The 23,720-nt window shown below is 38.0% G+C and carries 17 protein-coding genes; 8 read left to right on the top strand and 9 right to left on the bottom strand.

Translation table 11 applies throughout. From position 1 onward, the window contains the following. The first annotated feature begins 7 nt into the window (after nucleotides 1–7). Genes uvrB through gshB form a run of 4 tightly spaced genes read left to right on the top strand, consistent with a single transcriptional unit; the run spans nucleotide 8 to nucleotide 4,588 of the window. A complete protein-coding gene (gene uvrB, locus H3T44_RS01455; RefSeq protein WP_304515649.1) occupies nucleotides 8–2,197 on the top strand; it encodes an excinuclease ABC subunit UvrB in 2,190 nt (729 codons plus the stop codon). A gap of 13 nt (nucleotides 2,198–2,210) precedes the next feature. Next, a complete protein-coding gene (locus tag H3T44_RS01450; RefSeq protein ID WP_122123767.1) occupies nucleotides 2,211–3,098 on the top strand; it encodes an aldose 1-epimerase in 888 nt (295 codons plus the stop codon). Between the two features lie 29 nt (nucleotides 3,099–3,127). Beyond that, nucleotides 3,128–3,613, top strand: a complete 486-nt coding sequence (gene greB / locus H3T44_RS01445; RefSeq protein ID WP_198195690.1) for a transcription elongation factor GreB — start codon at nucleotides 3,128–3,130, stop codon at nucleotides 3,611–3,613. Nucleotides 3,614–3,628: 15 nt separating this feature from the next. Next, nucleotides 3,629–4,588, top strand: a complete 960-nt coding sequence (gene gshB / locus H3T44_RS01440; RefSeq protein ID WP_198195689.1) for a glutathione synthase — start codon at nucleotides 3,629–3,631, stop codon at nucleotides 4,586–4,588. Between the two features lie 17 nt (nucleotides 4,589–4,605). Here the strand turns inward: gshB and H3T44_RS01435 are convergent, their stop codons facing one another. Next, nucleotides 4,606–4,788 (bottom strand): hypothetical protein, encoded by a 183-nt coding sequence (locus tag H3T44_RS01435; RefSeq protein ID WP_199276106.1) that lies wholly within the window; start codon nucleotides 4,786–4,788, stop codon nucleotides 4,606–4,608. Between the two features lie 204 nt (nucleotides 4,789–4,992). Here H3T44_RS01435 and H3T44_RS01430 point away from each other — a divergent pair, with 204 nt between their 5' ends. From H3T44_RS01430 to H3T44_RS01420, 3 genes are read left to right on the top strand one after another with little or no spacing between them, the layout of a single operon-like run. Then, nucleotides 4,993–5,667, top strand: a complete 675-nt coding sequence (locus H3T44_RS01430) for a class I SAM-dependent methyltransferase (RefSeq protein WP_370552722.1) — start codon at nucleotides 4,993–4,995, stop codon at nucleotides 5,665–5,667. A 38-nt stretch (nucleotides 5,668–5,705) separates the two neighbouring features. Further along, nucleotides 5,706–7,037 (top strand): cbb3-type cytochrome c oxidase subunit I, encoded by a 1,332-nt coding sequence (locus H3T44_RS01425; protein ID WP_198195685.1) that lies wholly within the window; start codon nucleotides 5,706–5,708, stop codon nucleotides 7,035–7,037. Continuing rightward, nucleotides 7,034–7,999, top strand: a complete 966-nt coding sequence (locus H3T44_RS01420) for a heme o synthase (RefSeq protein ID WP_198195683.1) — start codon at nucleotides 7,034–7,036, stop codon at nucleotides 7,997–7,999. Before H3T44_RS01425 ends, H3T44_RS01420 begins: the two co-directional genes overlap by 4 nt. A 150-nt stretch (nucleotides 8,000–8,149) precedes the next feature. Here the strand turns inward: H3T44_RS01420 and H3T44_RS01415 are convergent, their stop codons facing one another. From H3T44_RS01415 to H3T44_RS01395, 5 genes are read right to left on the bottom strand one after another with little or no spacing between them, the layout of a single operon-like run. After that, entirely contained in the window at nucleotides 8,150–9,220 is a 1,071-nt protein-coding gene (locus tag H3T44_RS01415; RefSeq protein WP_232347473.1) for a TIM44-like domain-containing protein, read from the bottom strand. 30 nt (nucleotides 9,221–9,250) lie between these two features. Further along, nucleotides 9,251–10,588: a TldD/PmbA family protein gene (locus H3T44_RS01410; protein ID WP_198195682.1), complete on the bottom strand. Its 1,338-nt coding sequence runs from the start codon at nucleotides 10,586–10,588 to the stop codon at nucleotides 9,251–9,253. After that, the gene (locus H3T44_RS01405) at nucleotides 10,585–11,850 is read right to left on the bottom strand and encodes a pitrilysin family protein (protein ID WP_198195680.1); all 1,266 of its coding nucleotides are present in this window, start codon (nucleotides 11,848–11,850) and stop codon (nucleotides 10,585–10,587) included. Before H3T44_RS01405 ends, H3T44_RS01410 begins: the two co-directional genes overlap by 4 nt. A gap of 13 nt (nucleotides 11,851–11,863) precedes the next feature. Then, nucleotides 11,864–13,264: a threonine synthase gene (thrC, locus tag H3T44_RS01400; RefSeq protein ID WP_122123759.1), complete on the bottom strand. Its 1,401-nt coding sequence runs from the start codon at nucleotides 13,262–13,264 to the stop codon at nucleotides 11,864–11,866. 24 nt (nucleotides 13,265–13,288) lie between these two features. Beyond that, complete coding sequence (locus H3T44_RS01395; protein ID WP_122123758.1) at nucleotides 13,289–14,428, bottom strand: L-dopachrome tautomerase-related protein; 1,140 nt, start codon at nucleotides 14,426–14,428, stop codon at nucleotides 13,289–13,291. 196 nt (nucleotides 14,429–14,624) lie between these two features. Here H3T44_RS01395 and H3T44_RS01390 point away from each other — a divergent pair, with 196 nt between their 5' ends. Beyond that, nucleotides 14,625–16,508, top strand: coding sequence for a lipopolysaccharide assembly protein LapB (locus H3T44_RS01390; RefSeq protein WP_198195679.1), 1,884 nt, complete (start codon nucleotides 14,625–14,627; stop codon nucleotides 16,506–16,508). Here H3T44_RS01390 and H3T44_RS01385 read toward each other — a convergent pair. From H3T44_RS01385 to murJ, 3 genes are all read right to left on the bottom strand, one after another. Then, the gene (locus tag H3T44_RS01385; RefSeq protein ID WP_198195678.1) at nucleotides 16,498–19,425 is read right to left on the bottom strand and encodes a [protein-PII] uridylyltransferase; all 2,928 of its coding nucleotides are present in this window, start codon (nucleotides 19,423–19,425) and stop codon (nucleotides 16,498–16,500) included. The genes H3T44_RS01390 and H3T44_RS01385 overlap by 11 nt on opposite strands. Before the next feature lie 63 nt (nucleotides 19,426–19,488). Further along, on the bottom strand, nucleotides 19,489–22,131 hold the full coding sequence (gene mutS / locus H3T44_RS01380) for a DNA mismatch repair protein MutS (RefSeq protein WP_198195677.1): 2,643 nt from the start codon (nucleotides 22,129–22,131) through the stop codon (nucleotides 19,489–19,491). 27 nt (nucleotides 22,132–22,158) lie between these two features. After that, nucleotides 22,159–23,712, bottom strand: coding sequence for a murein biosynthesis integral membrane protein MurJ (gene murJ / locus H3T44_RS01375; protein WP_198195676.1), 1,554 nt, complete (start codon nucleotides 23,710–23,712; stop codon nucleotides 22,159–22,161). Nucleotides 23,713–23,720: the final 8 nt, after the last annotated feature.

Below are 23,720 nucleotides of genomic sequence, written 5' to 3'. Positions count from 1 at the left end.
AATTTCCATGAAAAAACCAAAAAGAAGCGGAACTGTCATTTTTCATCCAGAAAAGATTCCGGCAAAGCCGAAAATGAACAGGTTGGAAATTGTATCGCAATTTCAGCCCTCAGGAGATCAGCCAAACGCCATCAAACAACTTACTGATGGAATTGAGGCTGGAGATCGTGACCAGGTCTTATTGGGTGTAACAGGTTCAGGCAAAACTTTTACCATGGCCAAGGTTATTGAGGCCGTGCAAAAACCAACCTTGATTTTAGCACCCAATAAAACGCTTGCAGCGCAGCTTTATGGAGAAATGAAAGAATTTTTTCCAAATAATGCGGTTGAATATTTTGTCAGTTATTATGATTATTATCAACCGGAAGCCTATGTGCCTCGATCTGACACTTATATAGAAAAAGATAGTCAGATCAATGAACAGATTGACCGTATGCGACATGCGGCCACACAGGCTTTACTAGAACGTAATGATGTTATTATAGTTGGTTCTGTTTCCTGTATTTACGGTATTGGATCTCCAGAAACCTATTCTCATATGGTTGTGCGGGTTGAGGAAGGTGGAGTGTTAAATCGTGAGGATTTGCTAAAAGCTTTGGTAGAACAGCAATATCGTAGAAATGATATGGCCTTTCAGCGGGGAACGTTTCGTGTAAGAGGCGAAACAATAGATATTTTTCCCGTTCAAAACGCTGATCGTGCCTGGAGAATTCAGCTCTTTGGGGATGAGGTTGAATCAATTAACGAATTTGATCCTTTGACAGGGGTTAATACAGCAAACTTAAAGTCGATAACTATTTATGCCAATAGTCATTTTGTTACGCCAAGACCAACCTTGAATCAGGCAATTAAAAATATCAAGGTTGAGTTGAAAGAAAGAATTGATCAATTTGTAGCTGAAGGCAAATTGTTGGAGGCCGAACGTATTCAACAGCGTACAACTTTTGATCTTGAAATGATCGAAACAACAGGATTGTGTAAGGGTATTGAAAATTATTCCCGTTATCTTTCAGGACGCAATCCCGGTGAACCTCCACCTACTCTTTTTGAATATCTGCCAGAAGATGCCTTGCTTATCGTGGATGAAAGTCATGTAAGTGTACCTCAGATAGGAGGAATGGAACGGGGGGATTATGCACGTAAAAAAACGCTTTCGGATTTTGGTTTTCGACTCCCTTCTTGTATGGACAATAGGCCACTTAATTTTGCGGAATGGGATTGTTATCGTCCCCAGAGCATTTTTGTCAGTGCGACACCAGGTCCCTGGGAGTTAGAGAAAACAGGAGGAGTGTTTATTGAACAGGTCATACGTCCAACCGGTTTGACTGATCCTGTTACTGATATAAGACCAATTGAATTGCAAGTGGATGATTTATTATCCGAGGCAAATAAGGTCATCAAGAAGGGTGGGCGTGTTCTTGTTACAACTCTAACCAAAAAATGGGCTGAAAAATTAACTGATTATATGAGTGAAGCTGGTATAAAGGTACGTTATCTTCATTCAGATATCGATACTTTGGAGCGTATAGAGATTATAAGGGATTTGCGTTTGGGTGTGATAGATGTCCTGGTAGGGATCAATCTTCTAAGGGAGGGTCTGGATATACCAGAATGTCAATTGGTGGCCATTCTTGATGCTGACAAAGAAGGATTTTTAAGGTCAAGAACCTCTTTGATACAGACGATTGGACGGGCAGCAAGAAATGTTGATGGGCGTGTTTTATTATATGCGGATAAAATGACGGACAGTTTAAAATATGCGATCGAAGAAACTGCAAGACGTCGTGAAAAACAGACACAATGGAATGAAGATCATAATATTACGCCAGCAACAGTAAAAAAGAAAATTGGAGAGATCATTGCTTCTGTTTATGAACAGGATTATGTAACGGTTTCCCCAACAGAATTTTCTGATATTCATTCTCTGGTAGGGAAGGATCTGAAAGGAACCATAGCAGAATTGGAAAAAGAAATGCGTAACGCTGCCACCAATCTTGAGTTTGAAGAGGCTGCTCGTATACGAGATGAAATAAATAGATTGGAAGATTTAGATATGGGATTAATTTCTGATATTGAACCGACAATCCGTACCAGAGAAGAGGGGAGAATCCTAAAAAGCAATTTTAAACCGAGACCTCTTGGACCTGGTGGGGGAGGCTATAGTCCATCGAGGCGTCAAAGATCAAAGAAACATTAAATAGGTATGCAGGATGCTGGAAATTAAGGCGGGAAATAATAGAATTGGCATATATCCTTCTTTGGGTGGAGCCATAGCATATTGGTTGAGAAAAGATTTATTGATTTTTTATCCAGTCGAGCGTTCGCCCTTGACGAGACATTCTGACCAGATTATTGCAGCCTATCCAATGTTGCCTTATTCTAATCGTATTGCAAACGGTAAATTTAAATTCAATAACAGTGTTTATCAATTAACCCCCAATGCGTCGAACGGAAAGGATTCCATTCATGGTAATGCATGGCAAAGGTCTTGGGATCTTGAATCCTTTACGGAAAATAGTGTTGTTTTAACTTTGAATTATAATCCGGATAAGGGATCTCAAAAGGAATGGCCCTATGCATATTTTGCTAGGTTGAGATATTGTGTTTATGAAAGTGGATTGTTTATACAAATGTCATGTAAAAATACTGATATTTGCAAACAACCCATCGGGATGGGCTTTCATCCCTATTTGCCAAGAAGAAATCTTGTTGAAATCGGTTTTTCGGCACCGTCTGTATGGAACAATGGTCCGGATGGATTGCCAGAGGGTCGCATGTTGAACGAAGATCAATGGAACTTTGATCAAATGCGTATTTTGAAACAAGACGATTTTCTGGATAATTGTTATGTGAACTGGAATCGCGAAGCGTTTATCCGCTGGAAATATAGTAATAGTTTCTTAACGGTTTCTGCCAGCGTTATTTTTCGGCATTTTGTTGTATATACCCCACCAGACCAATCTTTTTTTACTATGGAACCAGCAACTAACATGAATAATGCAATCAATATGCCAGAAATTTCGGATCGCGGCTTGTTTATCTTAAAACCGGGGCAAATTTTAAAAGGCAGGATATTCTATTCCTTTATGGGAATATAGAAATTATTTTAGAATTTAGGTTTGTTTATATGTCTTTACCTTATATCACCCCTTGGGGTTATACACGTTTAAAAAAGGAATTATTGCAACTATTGCATGAAGAGCGTCCAAAAATAGTGGAGATTGTTTCATGGGCAGCCGGTAATGGAGATCGATCTGAAAATGGAGATTATCTTTATGGAAAAAAAAGATTGCGTGAGATTGATCGTCGGGTTCGATTTTTATCCAAACGGTTAGAGAACGCACAAATTGTAAACCCCAATGATCAACAGGGAAAAGATCGGGTTTTTTTTGGTGCTACAGTGCGCTATTTAACCGAGGATGATTGTGAGCATAGGGTTACTATTGTTGGAACAGACGAAGCAATCACGGAAAAAGGGCAAATAAGTCTAGTATCCCCTGTAGCTAGGGCATTAATGCGTGCTAGAGTAGGGGATGAAATAAGGTTGCAAACCCCTGTTGGTGAAAAATACCTTGAAATATTAGAAATCACTTATGATGCAGAGTCAGAATAGAATGGATATTTAAAAATGTTAAAAATCGCGGTACAAATGGATCCTTTGGAAAAGATAAATATTCATGGAGATTCAACATTTGCATTGATGCTCGAGGCACAGGCTCGTGGTTATTCACTTTTTGTTTATTCTGTAAATAGCTTAAGTTTGTTCAATAATGAAAAAAGTAAGTATGTAACAGCACGAGGTCGAAAAGTTAATATTCAAAAGGTTACAGGTGATCATGTAAAATTTGGAGAAGTGGAAACCGTGAATCTGGCAGATTTTGACGTGCTGTTGATGCGCCAGGATCCACCTTTTGATATGGGATATATTACTGCCACACATATTCTGGAACGTATTCATGGTGTGGGCAAGGACAAGGTATTTGTTGTAAATAATCCAAAATCCGTTCGAAATTCACCGGAAAAATTAATGGCTACATTCTGGCCTGAATTAATGCCTCCCACACTTGTTTCCCGTGATGTCGAAACAATTCGGATGTTTAGGGAGGAATACAAAGATATTGTTGTTAAACCGTTGTTCGGGAATGGGGGTGCAGGTGTTTTTCGTATTCAGGATGAGGATGAGAATTTTAATGCATTGTTAGAAATGCAGTTTTCAATATCCAATGAACCCCTGATGGTGCAACGTTACGAGCCTTCCGTTAAAAGGGGAGACAAAAGGATCATTTTAGTTGATGGGGAACCTATTGGTGCAATCAATCGAGTTCCGCAAAAAGGAGATATGCGATCCAATATGCATGTTGGGGGAGTGGCGGAGAAAACTCAATTAACTGAACGGGATCTTTATATTTGCTCTAAAATAGGTAAAACCCTGAAAGAGCAGGGGTTGATTTTTGTTGGGATAGATGTATTGGGGGATTACCTTACTGAAATTAATGTCACCTCACCAACAGGGTTACAAGAGCTGGACCGTTTTAATCAAATGAATTCTGCCGCTTGTATCTGGAATGTTATTGAATCCTATCTATAATGAAAAAGAATTAAAGATTATTTTTTTTTGTCATCACTGGATTGATCAGAATTTGATTTTGAAGGCATTGGCGGTATCGGGTCATCCTTGCCAAATTTGTTATCAAACCACTCGTATATTTCACGATGTTTTAGGTAAGTAAAATTATAGCTCCATAGTATGATTGATCCAATCGCGAGGATCCATACCACAATTGTCATTAACATTTTAACGCTTAAGTCCTAATTATATTTTATTTAATTTGTTAACAAAATGGAGTATAGACATAATTCGGGAAACAATAAAGAGTGTTCGATGAATTTTGATTATCCAAAGAAAAATTATAAAAAATAATACTTTAATTTTAAGGTAAATAAAAAAAATTTCTATTTTTATGAAATTGGATTATAAGGTGTTATTTTTGTATTATTTTGTTATTTCACCAAATTTGGAGCAATAGCGTGTCTCCTTTACCTCATACTGCCTTAAATGCAGATGCAGTTAAGCTTGCCTATCGTCGCTGGGCCAAGGTTTATGATACTGTTTTTGGTACAGTTTCTTCATTTGGCCGACGATGTGCCGTTGAAAAGGTTAATTCTTTACCGGGGAAAAAAATATTAGAGGTGGGTGTCGGAACTGGCCTGGCTTTACCTTCTTATCATAATGATAAAAGAGTGACGGGTATTGACCTTTCAACCGATATGCTGGAAAAGGCCAAACAGCGTGTGAAAAAAGAAAAAATCGATAATGTTGATGCATTGTTGGAAATGGATGCTGAAGCAACGACTTTTGAAACGGATTCTTTTGACATTGCGGTCGGCATGTTTGTTGCCTCGGTTGTGCCTCATCCAGACCGATTGTTTAAGGAATTACAACGTGTAGTGAAGCCTGGTGGGCATATTCTTTTTGTGAATCATTTTATAGCTCAAAAAGGACTCCGGTCATATGTTGAACGAATTATGGCTCCTGCATCCAAGGCATTGGGTTGGCATCCCGATTTTGCCATTCAGTCCTTGTTACCACCAGAAGTGTTAAAAAGGGCTGAAGTAAATTCGGTTCCGCCTTTAGGATTATTTACTTTGGTTAGTTTTGAAAGATAGATATACTCTAAAAAAAGTATATTTGTGGAAAATTATTAATGAAAATCAATTATAAAGTAGGAATGAGTGCCATTATTTTGGCTATCTTGGCAGGATTAAGTGGAGGGATCACCGCTTTATATTACCAACTGAATGAATTTCTACCTTTATTATTTCAAATTCATGACCAAACTGCTGCCATCAACATTTTCCAGACTCATGCCAGAATGATGGTTTTTTTTGTCTTACAGCCAGCATTAATGGTAGCCTTCGGTTCATGGTTCTTTCCTGTTTTAATTGGAAGTAGAAATTTTGCGTTTCCATTAATCAATATCCTTTCAATCATTTTATTATGGACAGGATTTTTCTTTAATTTTTTTTCCTTTTTTAATTCAGAAACTGGATTGATGAGCTTGATAAGCTTGGTATTTTGGTCAATTGGTTCGGTTTTATTTTCAATTAATGTCCTTGTTACTTTTATTAATAATCGTGGGCAGGATATTAAATATTACTCAATTCCCCTATTTGCCTGGATGCATGTTATAAGTGCGAGTTTTTTATTGGGAGTGGGATCAATATTATTGGGGATATTAACACGAGATTATTTCAATTATAATATGCAGTTGGATTGGGCGATTTCACAAACTGTTAAAAATTTCGTTTTTCCCATGGTTGTAGTTTTAATCTTGCCATCTTTTGGTATCTTATTTCATATTTTTCAGACAATATCAGAAAAGAAAATCAAATCGGATAAAATTTTATTAATTGGCATTACAACAGCATTCTCTCTTCTATTATTTTTATTTTGGAATAAATCCATATTTACAGAAATCTACTTTCAGACAGATTCATTTGCGAACATCGAAACTATATTTGCTGTTGGTTTATATGGATTGATATGTGTTTTAAGTATTTTTGCATTGAAATTGTTTAAAACAGGCTTAAAAAACGTATCAACGCCTATGCTATGGTCGTTGGGCTGCTTGTTCCTTTTACTTTTTGCCTGGCCATATAAAGGATTAATTCAAGGAATAAATCAGATTCATTCAACTCTAACTTATGCAATTATATTATCAATTTTTGCAGGGTTTTATTTTTGGATGGGTAAAATTTTTGGAAAACAATATTCAGAATCATTGGGAATTTCACATTTTGTAATTACAATGATTGGAATTGTTCTGACATTGAAAATAATCCCATTAGGTAGAAACACAGTTTTTTGGGGTGACATATTTATGGGACTATCCATATTTGTTTTTCAGGGTGTGATTATCAATGCCATATTTTATAACGTGGTTAAACCTGTAGCCAATTATTGGGGTAAAGGTGCAATCACGAATGAATGGAAATTGCCTTCTCCCATGTTTACTGCAAACAAGCAAAACAGATGAGTAAAATTCAGATTGAGAATAATGCTGTCAACCAGCGTATACGCTTCAACCCACTAATTGTTGGAAGCAATGTCAGGGATTGGTTCCTTCTGTTAAAACCGAGGGTTATTTCTTTGGTTGTTTTTACAGGAATTGTCGGCATTATTTTGGCACCTGGATATGCAAACCCTTTTATTTCTTTGATAAGTATTATTTGTATTTGTCTTGCGTCAGGAGGTGCTGGTGCCATTAACATGTGGTACGATCAGGATATTGATCGTGTTATGAACAGGACTATAACCCGTCCTTTGCCCTCGGGGAGGGTTCAATCTTCAGATGCTTTGATTTATGGGGTAACTGTATCCATTATCTCTGTCATCCTTATGTTTCTGGCTACAAATTTTTTTGCAAGTTTTATACTGGCGTTTTCAATATTTTATTATAGTGTGATTTATACAGTTTGGTTAAAAAGATCAACCCCGCAAAATATTGTTATTGGTGGGGCAGCGGGTGCTTTTCCTCCCTTGATAGGTTGGATAAGTGTAACTGGACAGATCCAATTATTCCCAATAATACTGTTTTTGATTGTTTTTTTCTGGACACCTCCCCATTTTTGGTCTTTATCCCTATATGCTTGCAAGGATTATGGACGGGCTGGTATTCCCATGCTTCCAGTTGTAAAAGGGGCCAGACATACACGGTGGCAGATTTTCATATATACTATTTTGTTGGCCATTGTCAGTTTATTGCCTGTGTATTTTCATTTCACGCATAGCGTCTATATGGTGGCAGCGTTGATATTGAATGTCGGATTTATGTTTATGGCCATTTGTGTTTTACTTGAAAAACAGGATCATTCAGGAAAAAGTTTAAGAAGTGATAAAGCGGCAAGATGGTCTTTTCGTTTTTCTTTGATTTATCTCTTCTTTTTATTTTTAGCCTTGATTATAGATCATTATATTTATGATTTATGGGGTGTCTAATATCAATCATGATATATTTTGAAAAAAAAATATCCCTTGAAGAAAGGCAGGAAAAAAAACGCCGTAACATTCAAAGGAATAAAATTTTATTTTATGCATTTTTGGGATTAAGTGGAATTTTATATATTATCACCTTAATCAAAGTTTAAATTATTTCTGTTGTTGGATGGCAGACAATAACCACCAATTATGATCAACCGATCGTACGAAAGTCCAAAGTTCTGTTACCGTTACAGGCTGATTTGGATTACCTTCTACAACGTTTCCGTTATTGTCGGTCGTTATATCGATTAGCGAATAACGCATAGCCACGGTAGCATATTCACGTGTACCTTCAGTCCAAACTTCGGAAAGATCCCCTTGTTCAAATTGTACATTTGAAGTGCTGTTATGCAGACCTTTACTAGCCAAATCGGTAAGTTGCTCATTGAAATAAGACACCATCTCGGGAGTGGCAATTTTTTGCATACTTCCCAAATCCTGATGATTCCAGGCTTCCTGTATTTCGATGAGTCGTTGTTGGAAAACAGTATAATCGTTTTGATTAAGTTGAATATTTGATTCCTTGATATATTCCTTAATCGGATTTATTGAATTATTGTTTCCTTGTCCTTTATTAATGGCAGAATTTTTGCGAAAATAACGGATACCAAACCATACCAGAAGCCCAAGAACTATAATCCATACAAGAGATCCTGATGAATTATGCTTTTTGGGTGTCTGTTGAGACATTGGTGTCGGATGTGATTGCATTGTATTGGGATCTGACGGATTCATGTTCTGATCAGTATTTTGATTGGCATTAGCAGCGGGAGTTTGGGCGTTGGTTTGATGATGACCCATCAACATATCATAGGCAGCTGCTCCGGCAACTCCTCCGGCAACTCCTTTAAGAAAATTTCCTCTTTGCGGAGCTGTTGCGTTATTGGGGGATATCTGTCGCGTAGTTGGAGCTGACGGTGCTACAGGGCGCGCATTAAAACCTGAATTATTAGTTGCTGGAGGTCTCGTCATGGTACGTTGAAAAGATTGTCCTCCATTAGGTGTTATTCTAGTATAGGAAGGTGAGCTGAAGGTTCTGCTTCCTCTGCTACCCATGGAAAACCCTCGTCCTGCTCTTGCTTCAGCTTGATGAGAGGAAGAAATGAGGAGCGGGGGGCTAATCATAGCAGCACTTAATAAAAATAACAGTGTACGGCTGTGTAAGGTCGCACGTTTCATTTTATTGATCCATCTCTTAAGGTTATGAAATTATTGTCCAGCAATACTGATTTCATCAATCCGTAGAGTTGGACTATTGGTAGTATATCTGAAATCAAGATCGTTTGCGACGTGAAGTTTTGAAAACATGTCCATTAGATTGCCAGCAAGTGTGAATTCCATAATTGGTTCAGCAATTTTTCCATTTCTGATCATAAACCCACTGGCGCCACGACTATAGTCGCCTGTGACAATATTGACCGATGAACCTAATAGTTCTGTTATGTAAATACCTTCTGCAATATCTTTCATCAATTCTTCGGGGGTTTGTTCGCCAGGCTGAATATACAGATTGGTTGTCGTTGGTGTGGGTGGAGATGATGGACCTCTGGTTGCATGACCGTTGCTTTGCAGACCGAGTTGTTTTGCTGTACGATTGTCTAACAACCAATTGGCTATTTTACCAGAATCAACCAGTTTCAATTCTTCAGGAAACAATCCTTCAGCATCAAAAGGACGAGATGCCAACCCTCTTATTTTGTATGGATTATCAATAATGGTTATATTTTCGGGAAAAACAAACTGTCCCATTTTCTCTTTCAAAAAAGAAGTTCCTTTTGCAATTGCATGACCATTTAATGCACTTGCCAGATGAGAAACAATGCTGTTGGCAACCCGAGGATGAAAAACGACAGATAATATACCTGTTTTGGGTTTGGAGGGATTTAATTTGGCCAACGTTTTACGGGCGGCATTTTCACCGATGATTTTGGGGGACTGTAAATCCTGAAGATGAACAGAGGAATGAAAGTCATAATCTCTTTGCATTTCTGTACCGGTTCCTGCTAGAACACAGACAGCCAGCGAATGAGAGGTACGTTGATAAGATCCAAAAAAACCCTTACTGTTTGCCAAGGTCATAGCTGTCTTGCCATAACTGCAGCTGCCTCCCATACTATTTGTTATTCCTTTTATGGTAATTGCGGCAGTTTCCACGGCTTTGGCTTGCTCAATCATCTGTTTAGTTGATTGTTCTGTAGGGTCATACAGATCTAGCTTTTGCGGTTCAATATAATTTTTTTCTGAGGGTGCGGGTAATTCGGCATAGGGATCCTCTGGCAATATTTTTGCCATTGAAATAGCATGCTCTACCAGCTTTTCCATATTCTGTTGTTGCAAATCAGTTGTTGAGACTGTTGAAACGCGTTTGTTAACTAAAACTCTTAATCCAACTGTTTTTGATTCGGAACGTTCAAGCTCTTCCACCTGACCATTTCTGACCTGCACACCAACGGATGTAGATTGAAGATAGATTGCATCCGCATCGGTCGCCCCTGCCTTTTCAGCCTTTAAAATTAGGTTTTTGATAAAATCTTTATGATTTGTCATTGTGCAAGACTTTCGGTAATACTTGATAGAAAAGGAACGTTTTCAATAGGACCCAGTGCTGTTAGCGTGGGAACACGGGTAAAAATGTGTTTTGCAGCTTGGCATATGTCATCAAGGGTGACAGCATCAATACGTTTGGAAATTTCCTGGGGGGAAATGATCCGGCCATAAATCTGTAAATGACGTGCAAGTTGTTCACAACGGCTGTTAGTGCTTTCCATTGACATTAACAGGGAAGACTTTAATTGAGCCTTGGTGCGTTGTAATTCCTCGGGCTTGATGTATTTTTGAATATTTTTCAATTCTTGTACAAGAACAGGCATTAATTCCTTGACCTGTTCTTTACCAGTACCTGTATAAATACTGAATATTCCATCATCCTGATGGGTGAGGTTATAAGCGTAGATTGTGTAAACAAGCCCTCTTTTTTCTCGTATTTCCTGAAAAAGACGAGAGGACATTCCGCCACCGAGAATAATAGATAAAAGAATGGAGGCATAATAACATGGATGTTTGAATGTAAATGATGGAAAGCCCAGAATAATATGTGCCTGATCCAAGTGTTTTAATTTTCTGAATTCCCCACCTTTATATAGGGCGGCAACAGGAGGGACTGATTTTTTTTTTGGTAAGTCTTTGAAATATTTGTTTACATACGCAACAATTTTATTGTGTTCAATATTACCAGCTGCAGAGAAAATAATATTTTCCGCATTATAATGTGAATTCATATAGTGTTGCAGATGTTCTTTTTGCAAAGATCTGATAATACTGCTTGTCCCAAGAGTGGGACGTCCCATTGGTTGATCGGGATAAGCGGTTTCCTGGAAATAATCGAAAATGATTTCATCAGGTGTATCATTAACTTGACCGATTTCCTGAAGAATAACATTTCTCTCTTTTTCAAATTCTTCCGCATCAAAAATACTATGGGTCAAGATATCGCCCAGAATATCTGTCCCCAGTTCCACATCATCCTTTAAAAGTTTAAGATAATAGGCTGTAAGTTCGCGGGCGGTAAAGGCATTGATGTGTCCACCAACATTTTCAACCGTTTCCGCAATAACGGATGCAGAGCGCGAGTGTGTACCCTTGAAAGCCATATGTTCCAGAAAATGGGATATTCCATTTTCTTCAGCCTTTTCATATCTTGTCCCGACTGAAACATAAGCTCCCATGGAAACGGTTTCTACATGTTTCATCTGTTCAGTCACGACCAACATGCCGGAAGGAAGACGTGTGATATTTATGGCTTGATTCATAATTATCCTAAAATTAAAAATTATTTTGATAGGCTACAGTGCGGACTGAATTTTCAATCGCTTGTAAATCTGCAGGAAGAATTTGATAGTTTTCTTTTCTTTCATATAAATCCGCCATTGCAAGTGGCAGTGGAGGAAGAATTCCTGTTGCCTGTTTTATCGCATCAGGGAATTTGGCCGGGTGAGCTGTTGCAACAGCTACCATAGGGACATTTTTTTCAAGATATTTTTGTGCGGTTATTATTCCGATTGCAGTATGTGGGTCTGCAAGATACAGTGAATCTTTGAAAATTTTTGTAATGGCTTTTTTCGTTTCTTCATTATTCAGTGACATTCCCTTAAAATTCTGCGTCGCTTTTGTCCAGGATTGTTCAGGAATATTCATTTTTCCATCCTTGCGGAAATTTTGCATGATTTGACAGCATTGCGCTGCATCACGATCAAGCAACTCAAAAAGCAACCGTTCAAAATTCGAAGAAATCTGGATATCCATTGAGGGAGATAAACTCGGTTTTACCTCTTGTATACTCATGTCATTATTTAATAAAAAGCGTGTTAGGATATCATTATGATTGGAGGCGACTCCTAAAAATCTAATGGGGAGCCCCATTTTCTTTGCCGTCCATGCAGCAAGTATATTGCCGAAATTTCCTGTTGGGACAGTAAAGGAAACCTCACGGTCAGGAGCGCCTAAACATAGTGCCGCATAAATATAATAGGGAATTTGTGCGGCGATACGTCCCCAATTAATGGAATTTATGGCAGATAAATGCATTTCTTTACGGAATGGCATGTCCGCAAACATGGACTTGACTAAATCCTGGCAATCATCAAAGGAACCTTTAATGGCAATATTATTGATATTGGGTGAAAGGACGGTTGTCATTTGACGACGCTGAACTTCTGAAGTGCGTCCATAGGGATGTAAAATAGTGACCGTAAGATATTTACTGTCCTTAAAAGCCTCTATTGCTGCAGAGCCTGTATCGCCTGAGGTCGCACCTACAATTGTGATATGCTCCTCTCGTTGACTGAGAACATAATCAAACAGGCGTCCCAAAAGCTGCATCGCCATATCTTTAAAAGCCAGGGTGGGACCATGAAAAAGTTCCTGAACAAAAAGGTTGTGTTCGAGCTGAACCAAGGGGACAATTGCTTTATGGTTAAAGCTTGCGTAGGATTGTTTGCATAAATCCAAAAGGATGGGAGCAGGTATATCATCCCCTGTAAATAAACCAATAATTTTTGCGGCAAGTTCTGAATAATCAAGCTTTCTCAATTCCCTAAGATCATTATGGGAAAGGTGTGGCCAGGTTTCAGGAATATATAAGCCTCCATCTTCTGCAAGACCCGTAAGGAGCGTATGAGAAAAATTTAAAATTGGGGCTTGTCCCCGTGTGGATATGTAACGCATGGTAACCTGTTTTTTAGATAGAGTTTATTTTAAGGGTGGAAGGTCAATTTTGTAAATCGTCAAAGGCCATTTAATCGTTGAATGATTATTATGATCCAGTGCCGAATGATGGATAAACTGATTTACAGGAGTATATAGGGTTTTATCCTGTAGAACAAAAGGATGAGCGGGCCATTGTAGGCGGGGATCCGTAACAATTTTATTTAAAATGCGTCCCTGGGTAAAACGATAGATACTGTTTGTGGATATGTCAGTAAAATAAAGATTGCCTTCATTATCACATGTGATCCCACCTGAAGAGGGAGTTTCAAGCCATAAAATCATCGCTTCATTTAATTCGGATTCCGAATATGTAGGATCATTGAGATACATGGTGTCGATACGATAAAGTGGTCCACTAACAGCCTGATAATAAAGTCTTTTTCCGTCGGGGGTGATTGCGATTTGGTTAACGTTGAAAAAAGAATTCTGATCGCTACTTGGACGTATAAGATTATGATTGACGATAATGGGTTGTCGAGAATATAGGCTGGAAGAATTGCTTAAGACACGTCTGGCTTGATTATTGTTTAAATCCATAATAATCAAGGCGGGAGCACCTTTATCTGCAAAATAAGCATGATGGTCGTGGACAGCCAACGCATTAAAAACCGATTTAGGCAAAATGACAGAGGAAGGAATGGGATAGGTATCAACAACCTTATTGGTTTTAATATCTATCTTAATTATTTTAATGCCTTTTTTATTTGGCTTGTTCCCGAATTTATCGATACCATTATCAATGATCCATAGATAACCATCAGGTGTTAAGGTCATTCCAGACAATCCAACAAATGCGTTTGAGGGATCAAGGTTGGATGTCTTGTTCCAGTCATTCCATTGACCTCCCGGATATGGAGTAACTGAGTTATCAGCGTTTATAGTTGCTAGGGAAGGGCCTGAATCTCTATTGTAATTGAAAAATTGAACAAAAATTCTTTTTTCTGTGTCAACCGCAATATAATTTGGAATATATTGATTAACAGTTGCAACGCTTTGTAACGCATTGGATGGTAATAGAGAGGGTTGATCTAATTTTTGCTTTGCCATACCCTTGTCAAAAGAGACGAACACAACCATCAGGATCATGGACAGGGCAATGAAACAATATTTTAAAATGCTCATGATGAATATTCTATTACCAGTTAATTTTTGTTTATTTATAAGTTAAAATCAAAGATTATGATAGAGACTAACCTTATTTAATACTGTTATTCTCATAATAGAATAAAAAAAATGTATAACGCACGAAATTTTAAACCAAAAAATTTGTATTGATTAATTTTTGACCATTCTTCTGTTTATAAAGTGACATTTGTTTATGACAAATTATAAGCTGTTGATAAAATTGGGTATGGATTACATATCCGAGGGAAAATTTCAAGAAGCGGATCAAGCTTTCTTTGAAATTTTAGAAAGCAATCCTGATGAACCAGATGCATTATATGGGCGCTCACTTGTTTTTTATATGGCCAAAAGGTTTGATCTATCCATAGGTTTCGCAGGTAGGGCCGTCCAACTTTCTTCCAAACCTGAATATTATGTAATTCTTGGGAAAGCGTTGCATTGTCAGGGTCATTTAAATGAGGCTAAATCAGCGCTAAAAAGTGCAATTATTTTACAACCATCCGATGATCGGGCATTAAACGCCATAGCAAGAGTTTATAATGATTTAGATGATTATACACGTGCCGAACAGACATTTAAGCAGGCGGTTGAATTACAACAGAAGACATTCAATTATTGGAATGATTTGATCGATTTTTATTGGGATCGGCATTTTTATGAAACGGCTTTGTCGGTTGCACAGGAATCTGTCAGGAATAATCCAGGAGAAATAGATTTTCTATTTAAACTTGCATTGGTTTTGCAGGCGTTAAATTTGTTGGATGAAGCTGTTATTGTTTATAAGAAAATTATTCATTTAAAACATGATGATTACGGTGCCTATGCTAATTTAGGGGGGATATTATTTCAATTAAATCAAATTGATGAAGCCAAACATTATTTGGAAAAAGCATTTGATAAGCAGAATGACAATTCAGAATGTCAGGTTAATTTGTCCCTTGTTTATATGGCAGAGGGATCATTGCTGAAATCTCTAAAGTTACTGAAGAAGGTTTATGACAAATTTCCGGCAGATCTGAAAATAGGCTTGAATTTGGGTACGTTATTTTTTGAATTAGGAATGATTGACGAGGCTGAAAAACTGTATATTAGATTGTTTCATGATGATGATTTACATTTTTTGTCAGAGGAAGATCAGAACAGAATAAAATATAATTTGTCATCGATATTATTGGCTAAGTGTCAATTTAAAGAAGGCTGGAGACTTATGGAATCTCGTCATCCTTTAATTGAAATTGCTCCAGAATATTCTGATATACCTTTTTGGGACGGGAAAGTGCTAAAAGGCACATTGCTAATAAGATCAGAACAGGGATTGGGGGATATTCTTCAGTTTATCCGGTATCTACCATATTTAGATAAAAACCTTTCTATAATTTTGGAAGTTCCTTTACCTGTATATCGATTGGTTGGATTGGTTATTGTTCAACAAGAATTAAATAATATTTGTAAAGTTATTGTAAAAGGGGAGGAAATTAATCAGCCAATTGATTTCCAGGCAAGATTAATGAGTTTGCCCTATTTGTTAGATATCAATTTCATTCCAATTATGCCTACAGTTATTCTTGATAAAACAAATGAAATAGTTTTGCATGAAAACAAATTTCATGTTGGAATTTGTTGGGCAGGTAGTCCGGATTATCGATTTGACCGAATAAGGTCTATATCTTTTAAATTATTATCAACGTTATTTTCAATTCAACATGTGATTTTTCAATCTTTACAAATTAATTTTTCTCAGAAATTACTTGATAAATATAAAATATTGACTTTACCACAGGGTGATTTACTTGATACAGCCATAATTATGCAGAAAATGGACTTGATCATAACAGTTGATACTGTAATAGCGCATCTTGCCGGTATTTTAGGTAAAGAGACCTGGCTTTTAAACCGTTATGGTGGGGACTGGCGATGGTACAATCAAAGTCCCGATATACCAAAAAAGAATTTGTGGTATCCAACTTTGACATTATTTAAACAAGAAAAAGCGGGGAATGGGGAAGAGAGCTGGCAAGCTGTTATTGATAAGGTAAAACTTGCATTGGAAAAAAAAGTAAGTAAATTTATAAATTGATATTTTCTGACTGAGGTTGATGTTGTGTTACCTTAGATTTTTCAGATTGTTGACCAGTAATTTTTTCTTCAGCTTGGTATAGTTTTTGAAGAATAGCGTCTCTTATGAGAGACAATTTGGTTTTATCTTGAATTTTTAGACCAAACGCGTCTTTAACATAGAAAACATCCACAGCTCTAATACCATAAGTTGTAATATGGGCGGAACTTATCTGTAGATTTTGTTCCTTAATAGTCTTTGTCACATCATAAAGTAAACCAATCCGGTCACGTCCATTAATTTCAATGACGGTAAAACTGTTAGAAGCCTGATTGTCTATAACAACACGGGGAGGGACATGAATTGCCCGCATACGTCTTCCATATAACAGGTGATGGGAATAATTATATATGCATTGTTCTATGTCTGTTTTCTGTTCGAGAGTTGAATGAATTAATTCCTCAACTCTTTTCAGGCGGTGGGGTTCATCAAAAACATCTTTGGAGGCATTTTGTATCCAGAATGTATCCAGAATCATGCCATTTGTGAGGGTGTGAATTCGTGCATCCACAATGGATGCCCCAGCAATCGATAGGGCACCTGCGATTTTTGAAAATAAACCGGAGTGATCCTGTGTATAGATGGTGACTTCTGTGACACCACGGTCATGAATGGGATGGGTATGGACCGTTAGGGGAGAGCTTGATTGATTAGCTTTCGTAATTATTTCCGCGTGGCGCAAATATGTGTCTTGATCAAAAGATAGCCAATAACTGGCATATCCCAGCTTGATAAAATCATCAATTTCCCATGAATTGAATTCTTTGCTATTCAACAGGTTGGTGATACTATCTTTACTCTGGTGGACTCGGGTATCTTGTTCAGCAGTTGCAAGACTTCCTTCTAAAACCTCGGATATTCGGTTGTAAAGTTCGACTAAAAGGGTGGCTTTCCATGCATTCCAAACTTTATCGTTAACGGCACGAATATCAGAAACGGTTAGTAAAAATAATAAACGAAGACGTTCTGGGGATTGAATGGTATCAACCAGATCCAAAATTGTTTTTGGGTCATCGATATCGCGTTGAAATGCAGTACTGCTTAAAAGCAGGTGATGAAGGATAAGCCAGGAAACGGTATCTGATTCATCGGCTGACATATGCAATCTTGCACAAATATTAACCGCCATTTGAGAACCAAGTTCAGAATGATCTGAACCTTTGCCTTTGCCTGAATCATGAAGAAGGGTGGCAAGATATAATGCCCGTCGTGACTGTAATCCCTGAATGAGCTTGTAGGCAAAATGTAAATCCTCGGGATAATATCCTGCTTCGAGTAGCGCCAAAAGTTTGACAGCTTCAATACTATGTTGATCAACGGTAAATACATGATAGGTATCAAATTGCATCTGTCCCACCATATGACGCCATTCAGGAATGAACTGACCCAATACACCTGTTGTATTAAGGATTTGCAGCCAATGAAAATTATATTGTTCGTCCGAGACTGGGTCAAACGGAACAGCTATCTGACGTTCATTTTTATTCTGGCTTAGACGTTTATAGCGTGCCTTTGAAGTAAGTACTTTCGGTATATCGCATAACAGATCAAGGAAAATATGGGAAGCCTCTTTGTCCCCACGTAATAGGTTGGTCTGTCGTTCCGCTCTGATCATTTGATGAATTGCCAGAGGATGAATGGCACGTTTTTGGGTCTGGGCAATCTTAAGCATCCGCATCATGTAAATGGGTTGATTGTCAAATGAAATTTTTGGCGTTGGAAAAAGCTGGTTTTCTAAAAGGGCAAAACCGGTATGTTCAAGAAATTTATTGTTTTGGTAATCGGTTATTTTGAGCCGTTGGGCATGAAGATATAAAGCCGCCTCGATAACATAGGTTAAACGCGTTATTTCGCGGGCCGTAAGAAAATAATGTCGCATAAATCGTTCAACACCGACTTGTTGTCCATGTCGTGTGTATCCCATCCTCCCCCCAATGATGGGCTGCATATCAAAAGTCAATCGGTCTTCAGCTCGTCCTGCGATATAGTGCAACTGAAAACGAACCGTCCATAAAAAATTATGCGCTCTCCTTAAACGTCGAACCTCTTGTTCATTCAGTACATTCAAGGATCCGATATATGGATTGATGAAGATATTGTCCTGCTGATTTAACCCGAGGATATAGCGGCATTCCCAATGAATTGTCTGTAAGTCTCTTAGTCCTCCCAAACCTTCTTTGATATTAGGTTCAACTAGATACGGAGTTTCTCCAAATTTTTTGTACCTGTTTTTTTTCTCTTTACGCTTTTCCTGAATATAACGAACATCACCCACGTTTTCATGGGTCCTTTTGAATTCAATACTAAATTGGTTGAAAAGTTTTTGATCTCCGCTTACAAAACGTGAATCAAGTAAAGTGGTCAAAATGGTTATGTCTTTTTGTGCTGTTGAAAGACATTCCGAGATGGAACGTGTGGCATGACCAACTTTTAACCCTAAATCCCAAAGAAAATATAAAAATTGTTCAATCGTATTGAGCAGATTGCTTGAGGGATGCTCAGACGTTAAAAAAAGAAGGTCAATATCACTGAACGGGGCAAGGGCCTTTCTTCCATATCCACCTGTCGCGACCAATGCTATGGAATGTGTGGCGATATCTGTGGCAGGTAAGGTTTTATAGATAAAATCAAATATAACGGTAATTAAACCGTCAATATATTCGGCCAGTTCCGTGGCGGCTTTCAGTCCTGGAATTTTGGATATCTCAAATTCGGATTGAATTTGTGTCTGTATGCGCCCGAGATGACGTCTGAAAATCTGAAGCAATTCCTCTCTGGATAAATCTGGATTATTATTTAAAATCTTTTGAACGTAATTGCGAAGAGATTCTGTCGCTTTTTCAGGGTTAGAGGAGAAATTAAGTAAAGATTGCTTCAATTTATTTAACCAATTTCATAATAGAATAAAGGGCATTTACAGATAATAATTAAAAAAAAATCATCATCTATCAATAACTTTTTTTAGTTTGTAAAGAATATTTATGGCATCCATTGGAGTGATTTGATCAGGATTGATTTCCATAAGGGCAGTTTCTATTTCATTAAGCATTTTTCGTTTTTTAGTATCAAAATTTACTTGGGAATGATCCTGATTTCCAACCGTTGCATCAGTGTCTGATAGAGGAAGTGAGATTTGGGAACCATACTGTTGCGTTTCAAGAGTTTGTAAAACCGATTTTGCCCTGTTTAACGTTGTTGTTGGAACTCCTGCTAACTGTGCGACATGAATACCCCAACTATGTTCGGCTGCGCCAGGCACTACCTCATATTGGAAAATTATGGAACCTTTCCATTCTTTAATTTTCATGGTAAAATTTTGTATAAATGGCAAATGATGGGTCAATTGTGATAATTCATGAAAATGTGTGGCAAAAATTGTACGACATTGTATCGTATTATGCAAGGTTTCTAATATAGCCCAGGCGATGGCCAATCCATCCAGGGTTGAAGTTCCTCTTCCTATTTCATCAATTACAACAAGAGAACGGGGACCAGCCTGATTTAGAATGGAAGCTGCCTCGGTCATTTCAACCATAAAGGTTGATCGGCCATTGGCAAGATCATCAGAGGCACCCACTCTTGAGAACAGGCGATCGACAATTCCAATTTCGGCATTTGTTGCAGGTAAGGGCAAACCACTTTGTGCAAGAATGACGTTTAGCGCGACTTGTCTTAGGAATGTTGATTTTCCGGCCATGTTAGGACCTGTAAGCAGCATAACCCTTTTATTGTTAGATAAATTGCAGGAGTTGGGTGTAAACTTATCAGGTTTTTGTAACGCGGCCTCAACAACTGGATGGCGTGCGTTTTTAAGTGTGAAGCGTGTATCATTGGTTAAAGTTGGTACACACCATTCTTGCGAGGAATAAAGCGTCGCACATGCCTGTAAAACATCAATGACAGCAATGGCGTTTGCCAGAAGCGGCAAATCCCTTTCCCGTAACGTTTCCTCAATCAGCTTATCAAAAAGCATCTTTTCATATTCTGCAGAAATGGAGGAAGCTTCAAGGATCTTTGTATTTAAGATATTTAATTCGTCGGTTGTATAACGTGCAAGATTAACTGTTCCCTGTCTTAAAATCAGTTCTGGACAATCTTTTAATTTTGCGGCTGCAGTACGGCTGAGCTCAATGATATATCCCAATTGGTTGCTAAATCGAATCTTTAATGTGGAGATATCATATTTTTTGCAGTATTTTTGTTGCAAATCAATAATTATTTGCCGGCTTTGCTGATGAAGATGACGGTAAGTGTCAAGCTTTTCATCATAACCCTCTTTGATAATTGAACCCTCTTCCAGTTTAAGGGGAGGATTTTCCATCAAGGCTTTGGTTAAATTTTCAAGAAGGATGTTTCCTGATAAAAGATAATGCTTGATTTTATGGATATAGGGTGGAGTCCGGTCAATTTTTTTTTCGTATTTCGACAAGATTTGTGCTATTTTTCTGGCAACATGCAAACCGTTTCGTATGGATGCCAGATCACGGGGAGAACCTCTGCCGACCGAAATTCGACCCAAAGAGCGGGCAATGTCTGGCGAACCTTTCAGGGTCTGGCGTAGAAGGGTTAAAAGCTGTGTATTTTGATATAGATAAATCCATCCTTTTTGTCGGGCTTCAATTTTATCGATTTCAGTCAGGGGTGACGACAGCCAATTTGCCAACATTCTTGAACCTGGTGCCGTAATGGCACGGTTAATGCTGGAAAATAGGGTAAATTGGTTGTTGCCGGCATTATTTTCAAGAATTTCAAGACTGTTTCTCGTTGCTGGATCAATAGCTAGGATTGATTCGTATTTTTGTGATTGAGGACGTGATAATTGTGGAATTCTACCATTTTGTGTTTGGCCAATATAGGTGATCAGTTCATATCCAGCAATAATTTCTTCATTTTTAAAATCACCTAGTGCGGATAAGGAGTTGATATTGAATAAAGTCGCAAGTTGTTTTTGAGCAATCTTGATATTACTGATTTTATTCAATATTGTTTGACGATTTTCATAAGAATTTAGATATAATTGATTGGGTGCCAAGATTTCAGAGGGATTGATACGGGCTAAAAAATCATCTAATTGAAAGGATTTGAAATAGCTAGTTTCAAAAATTCCTGTTGAGATATCAATCCATGCCGCTCCCAGATTGGAGGAATTTTTTTTAAGGTCAGGGATGATACAAAGGATATAATTTGGTTGAGAAGCGTTTAATAATTCATCTTCGGTCAGGGTTCCTGGAGTGATTAAACGTATAACAGCTCTTGAAAGCGGGCCTTTTTGATTTTTTCCTCTGTTTTTTGGACTTTCTGTTTGTTCTGCAACGGCAACCTTGAATCCTTTTTTGATGAGACGAGCAAGATAGGTTGCAGCAGTACCAACGGGAACACCACACATGGGAATTGGCTGTCCGGCATGGGTACCACGAGCAGTCAGGGCAATATCGAGTGCATTTGCCGCCGCTTCTGCATCATGAAAGAACAGTTCAAAAAAATCACCCATTCTAAAGAAAAGAAGGGCATCAGGATGTTCTTTTTTAAGAGAAAACCATTGTGCCATTACGGGTGTGGCACCTTTTGCAGAAGGAAGTGTCATATATACCTGTTTAAACTGCTTTTTTATTTATCGTTTTAAAATTCTTTGTCTGACTTTTAGGCAAGTCGAATTCAAATCAATGATATCAAGAATGTGAAGAATTCCTCCATAAACAAGTCCGCCTGTTAATATTAAAATAGAAAGATCTATTATACGAAATAAAATTGGGTTTTTAATTATATTTTGAAAGAAAATCATTTCTGTCAAAAATATGCTCAAACTCATGATGAATGCGGCAACAATCATATAAATGATACGTTTTATTATAGAAACTGGTAGGTAAAACGCATCTTTCTTCCATAAAATGAAAGCAAGGGCCCCGACATTAGCAATGGCCGCAATACTGCTTGCCAGAGGGGGGCCCATATGGGCAAGAGGATACATGAATATAAGATTCAGGATGAAATTCAACAAAAGGGTGAATATACCGATTTTTACAGGAGTAGATGTATCACCACGGGCAAAAAAACCAGGAGATAAAACCTTGATAAGGATAAAGGCTGGAAGGCCAACTGTATAGGTCCGTAAGGATTGAGCTGATTTATAGACAGCGTCAAGATTAAAAGCACCATGACCAAATAAAGTTGAAATTATAAGAGGGGCCAAGGTAAATAAACCAAAAGCTGCAGGAAGTGTCAAAAGCAAACAATAATCAAGAGTTTTATTTTGAATGGATAAGGCAGCTTCTTTATTTCCGGTATTAAGCTCTTTTGTTAATAGGGGTAATAGGGTTGTTCCTGCAGCAGCTCCTAGAACACCAAGGGGTAGCTGATTAATTCGGTCAGCAAAATACATGACTGAAACGCTACCGGTCGGTAACAAGGTGGCGATGATTGTATCAATGGTTAAATTGATCTGTGTGATGCCACTTCCAATAATGCCGGGGGTCATCTTCCTAAAGAGTTTTTTGATACTTGGACTTAATTTTGGTCGATGGAAAAGGATAGTGATCCCAGCTTTTCTTGCCGCTAACCATAAAATGCCAAACTGGGCCACTCCTGAAATTGTAACACCCCATGCTGCAGCCCATGCTGCGTTTGGCATAAAAGGGGTTAGCCAGAGCAGCGCGGCAATTCCAAATATATTAAAACTGACATAAGCAGCAGCGGCAATGCTGAAATGATGTAAACTGTTCAAAACACCAGCCAATAAAGCTGCTCCACAGATTAAGATCATATAGGGAAAGGTGATACGGCTTAAAATAATGGCTTCATGATAACGATTTTTATCGGTGGTAAAACCTGGAGCTATGATGTGAAGCAGTTGGGGCATAAAAATTTCACCCAGTAAGGTGAAAATCAACAAGATGAATATAAGAATATTGAACGATTCATTTGCAAATTTCTTAGCCTCGTTAATATTTTTCTTATCAAGAGTTAGGGTGAATAAGGGGACAAAAGCGGCGTTAAAAGCGCCTTCACCAAATAAACGGCGAAACATGTTTGGTAACCTAAAGGCAACCTGATAGGCATCCTGTAAAGAACCGGCCCCAAGAAAGGCGGCAAGCAGTTGATCCCGAACCAGTCCCAGAAGACGGCTTAACATGGTCCATCCACTGACTGTTAAAAGATTTTTAAACATTGAAACCT

This window comes from Commensalibacter sp. M0355 (assembly GCF_016101365.1).
Lineage (GTDB): Bacteria > Pseudomonadota > Alphaproteobacteria > Acetobacterales > Acetobacteraceae > Commensalibacter > Commensalibacter melissae.
Note: the sequence above shows the minus strand (reverse complement) of the source record. Positions and strands in the feature narration are given on the sequence as shown.

What these genes read in the sequence shown, in the direction of transcription:
- H3T44_RS01420 (WP_198195683.1), top strand. Translation starts at nt 7,034, where the DNA reads ATGAGTAAAATTCAGATTGAGAATAATGCTGTCAACCAGCGTATACGC.
- gshB (WP_198195689.1), top strand. Translation starts at nt 3,629, where the DNA reads ATGTTAAAAATCGCGGTACAAATGGATCCTTTGGAAAAGATAAATATT.
- H3T44_RS01405 (WP_198195680.1), bottom strand. Translation starts at nt 11,850, where the DNA reads ATGAATCAAGCCATAAATATCACACGTCTTCCTTCCGGCATGTTGGTC.
- uvrB (WP_304515649.1), top strand. Translation starts at nt 8, where the DNA reads ATGAAAAAACCAAAAAGAAGCGGAACTGTCATTTTTCATCCAGAAAAG.
- thrC (WP_122123759.1), bottom strand. Translation starts at nt 13,264, where the DNA reads ATGCGTTACATATCCACACGGGGACAAGCCCCAATTTTAAATTTTTCT.
- H3T44_RS01415 (WP_232347473.1), bottom strand. Translation starts at nt 9,220, where the DNA reads ATGAAACGTGCGACCTTACACAGCCGTACACTGTTATTTTTATTAAGT.
- H3T44_RS01410 (WP_198195682.1), bottom strand. Translation starts at nt 10,588, where the DNA reads ATGACAAATCATAAAGATTTTATCAAAAACCTAATTTTAAAGGCTGAA.
- H3T44_RS01395 (WP_122123758.1), bottom strand. Translation starts at nt 14,428, where the DNA reads ATGAGCATTTTAAAATATTGTTTCATTGCCCTGTCCATGATCCTGATG.
- H3T44_RS01390 (WP_198195679.1), top strand. Translation starts at nt 14,625, where the DNA reads ATGACAAATTATAAGCTGTTGATAAAATTGGGTATGGATTACATATCC.
- greB (WP_198195690.1), top strand. Translation starts at nt 3,128, where the DNA reads ATGTCTTTACCTTATATCACCCCTTGGGGTTATACACGTTTAAAAAAG.
- mutS (WP_198195677.1), bottom strand. Translation starts at nt 22,131, where the DNA reads ATGACACTTCCTTCTGCAAAAGGTGCCACACCCGTAATGGCACAATGG.
- H3T44_RS01435 (WP_199276106.1), bottom strand. Translation starts at nt 4,788, where the DNA reads ATGACAATTGTGGTATGGATCCTCGCGATTGGATCAATCATACTATGG.
- murJ (WP_198195676.1), bottom strand. Translation starts at nt 23,712, where the DNA reads ATGTTTAAAAATCTTTTAACAGTCAGTGGATGGACCATGTTAAGCCGT.
- H3T44_RS01450 (WP_122123767.1), top strand. Translation starts at nt 2,211, where the DNA reads ATGCTGGAAATTAAGGCGGGAAATAATAGAATTGGCATATATCCTTCT.
- H3T44_RS01425 (WP_198195685.1), top strand. Translation starts at nt 5,706, where the DNA reads ATGAAAATCAATTATAAAGTAGGAATGAGTGCCATTATTTTGGCTATC.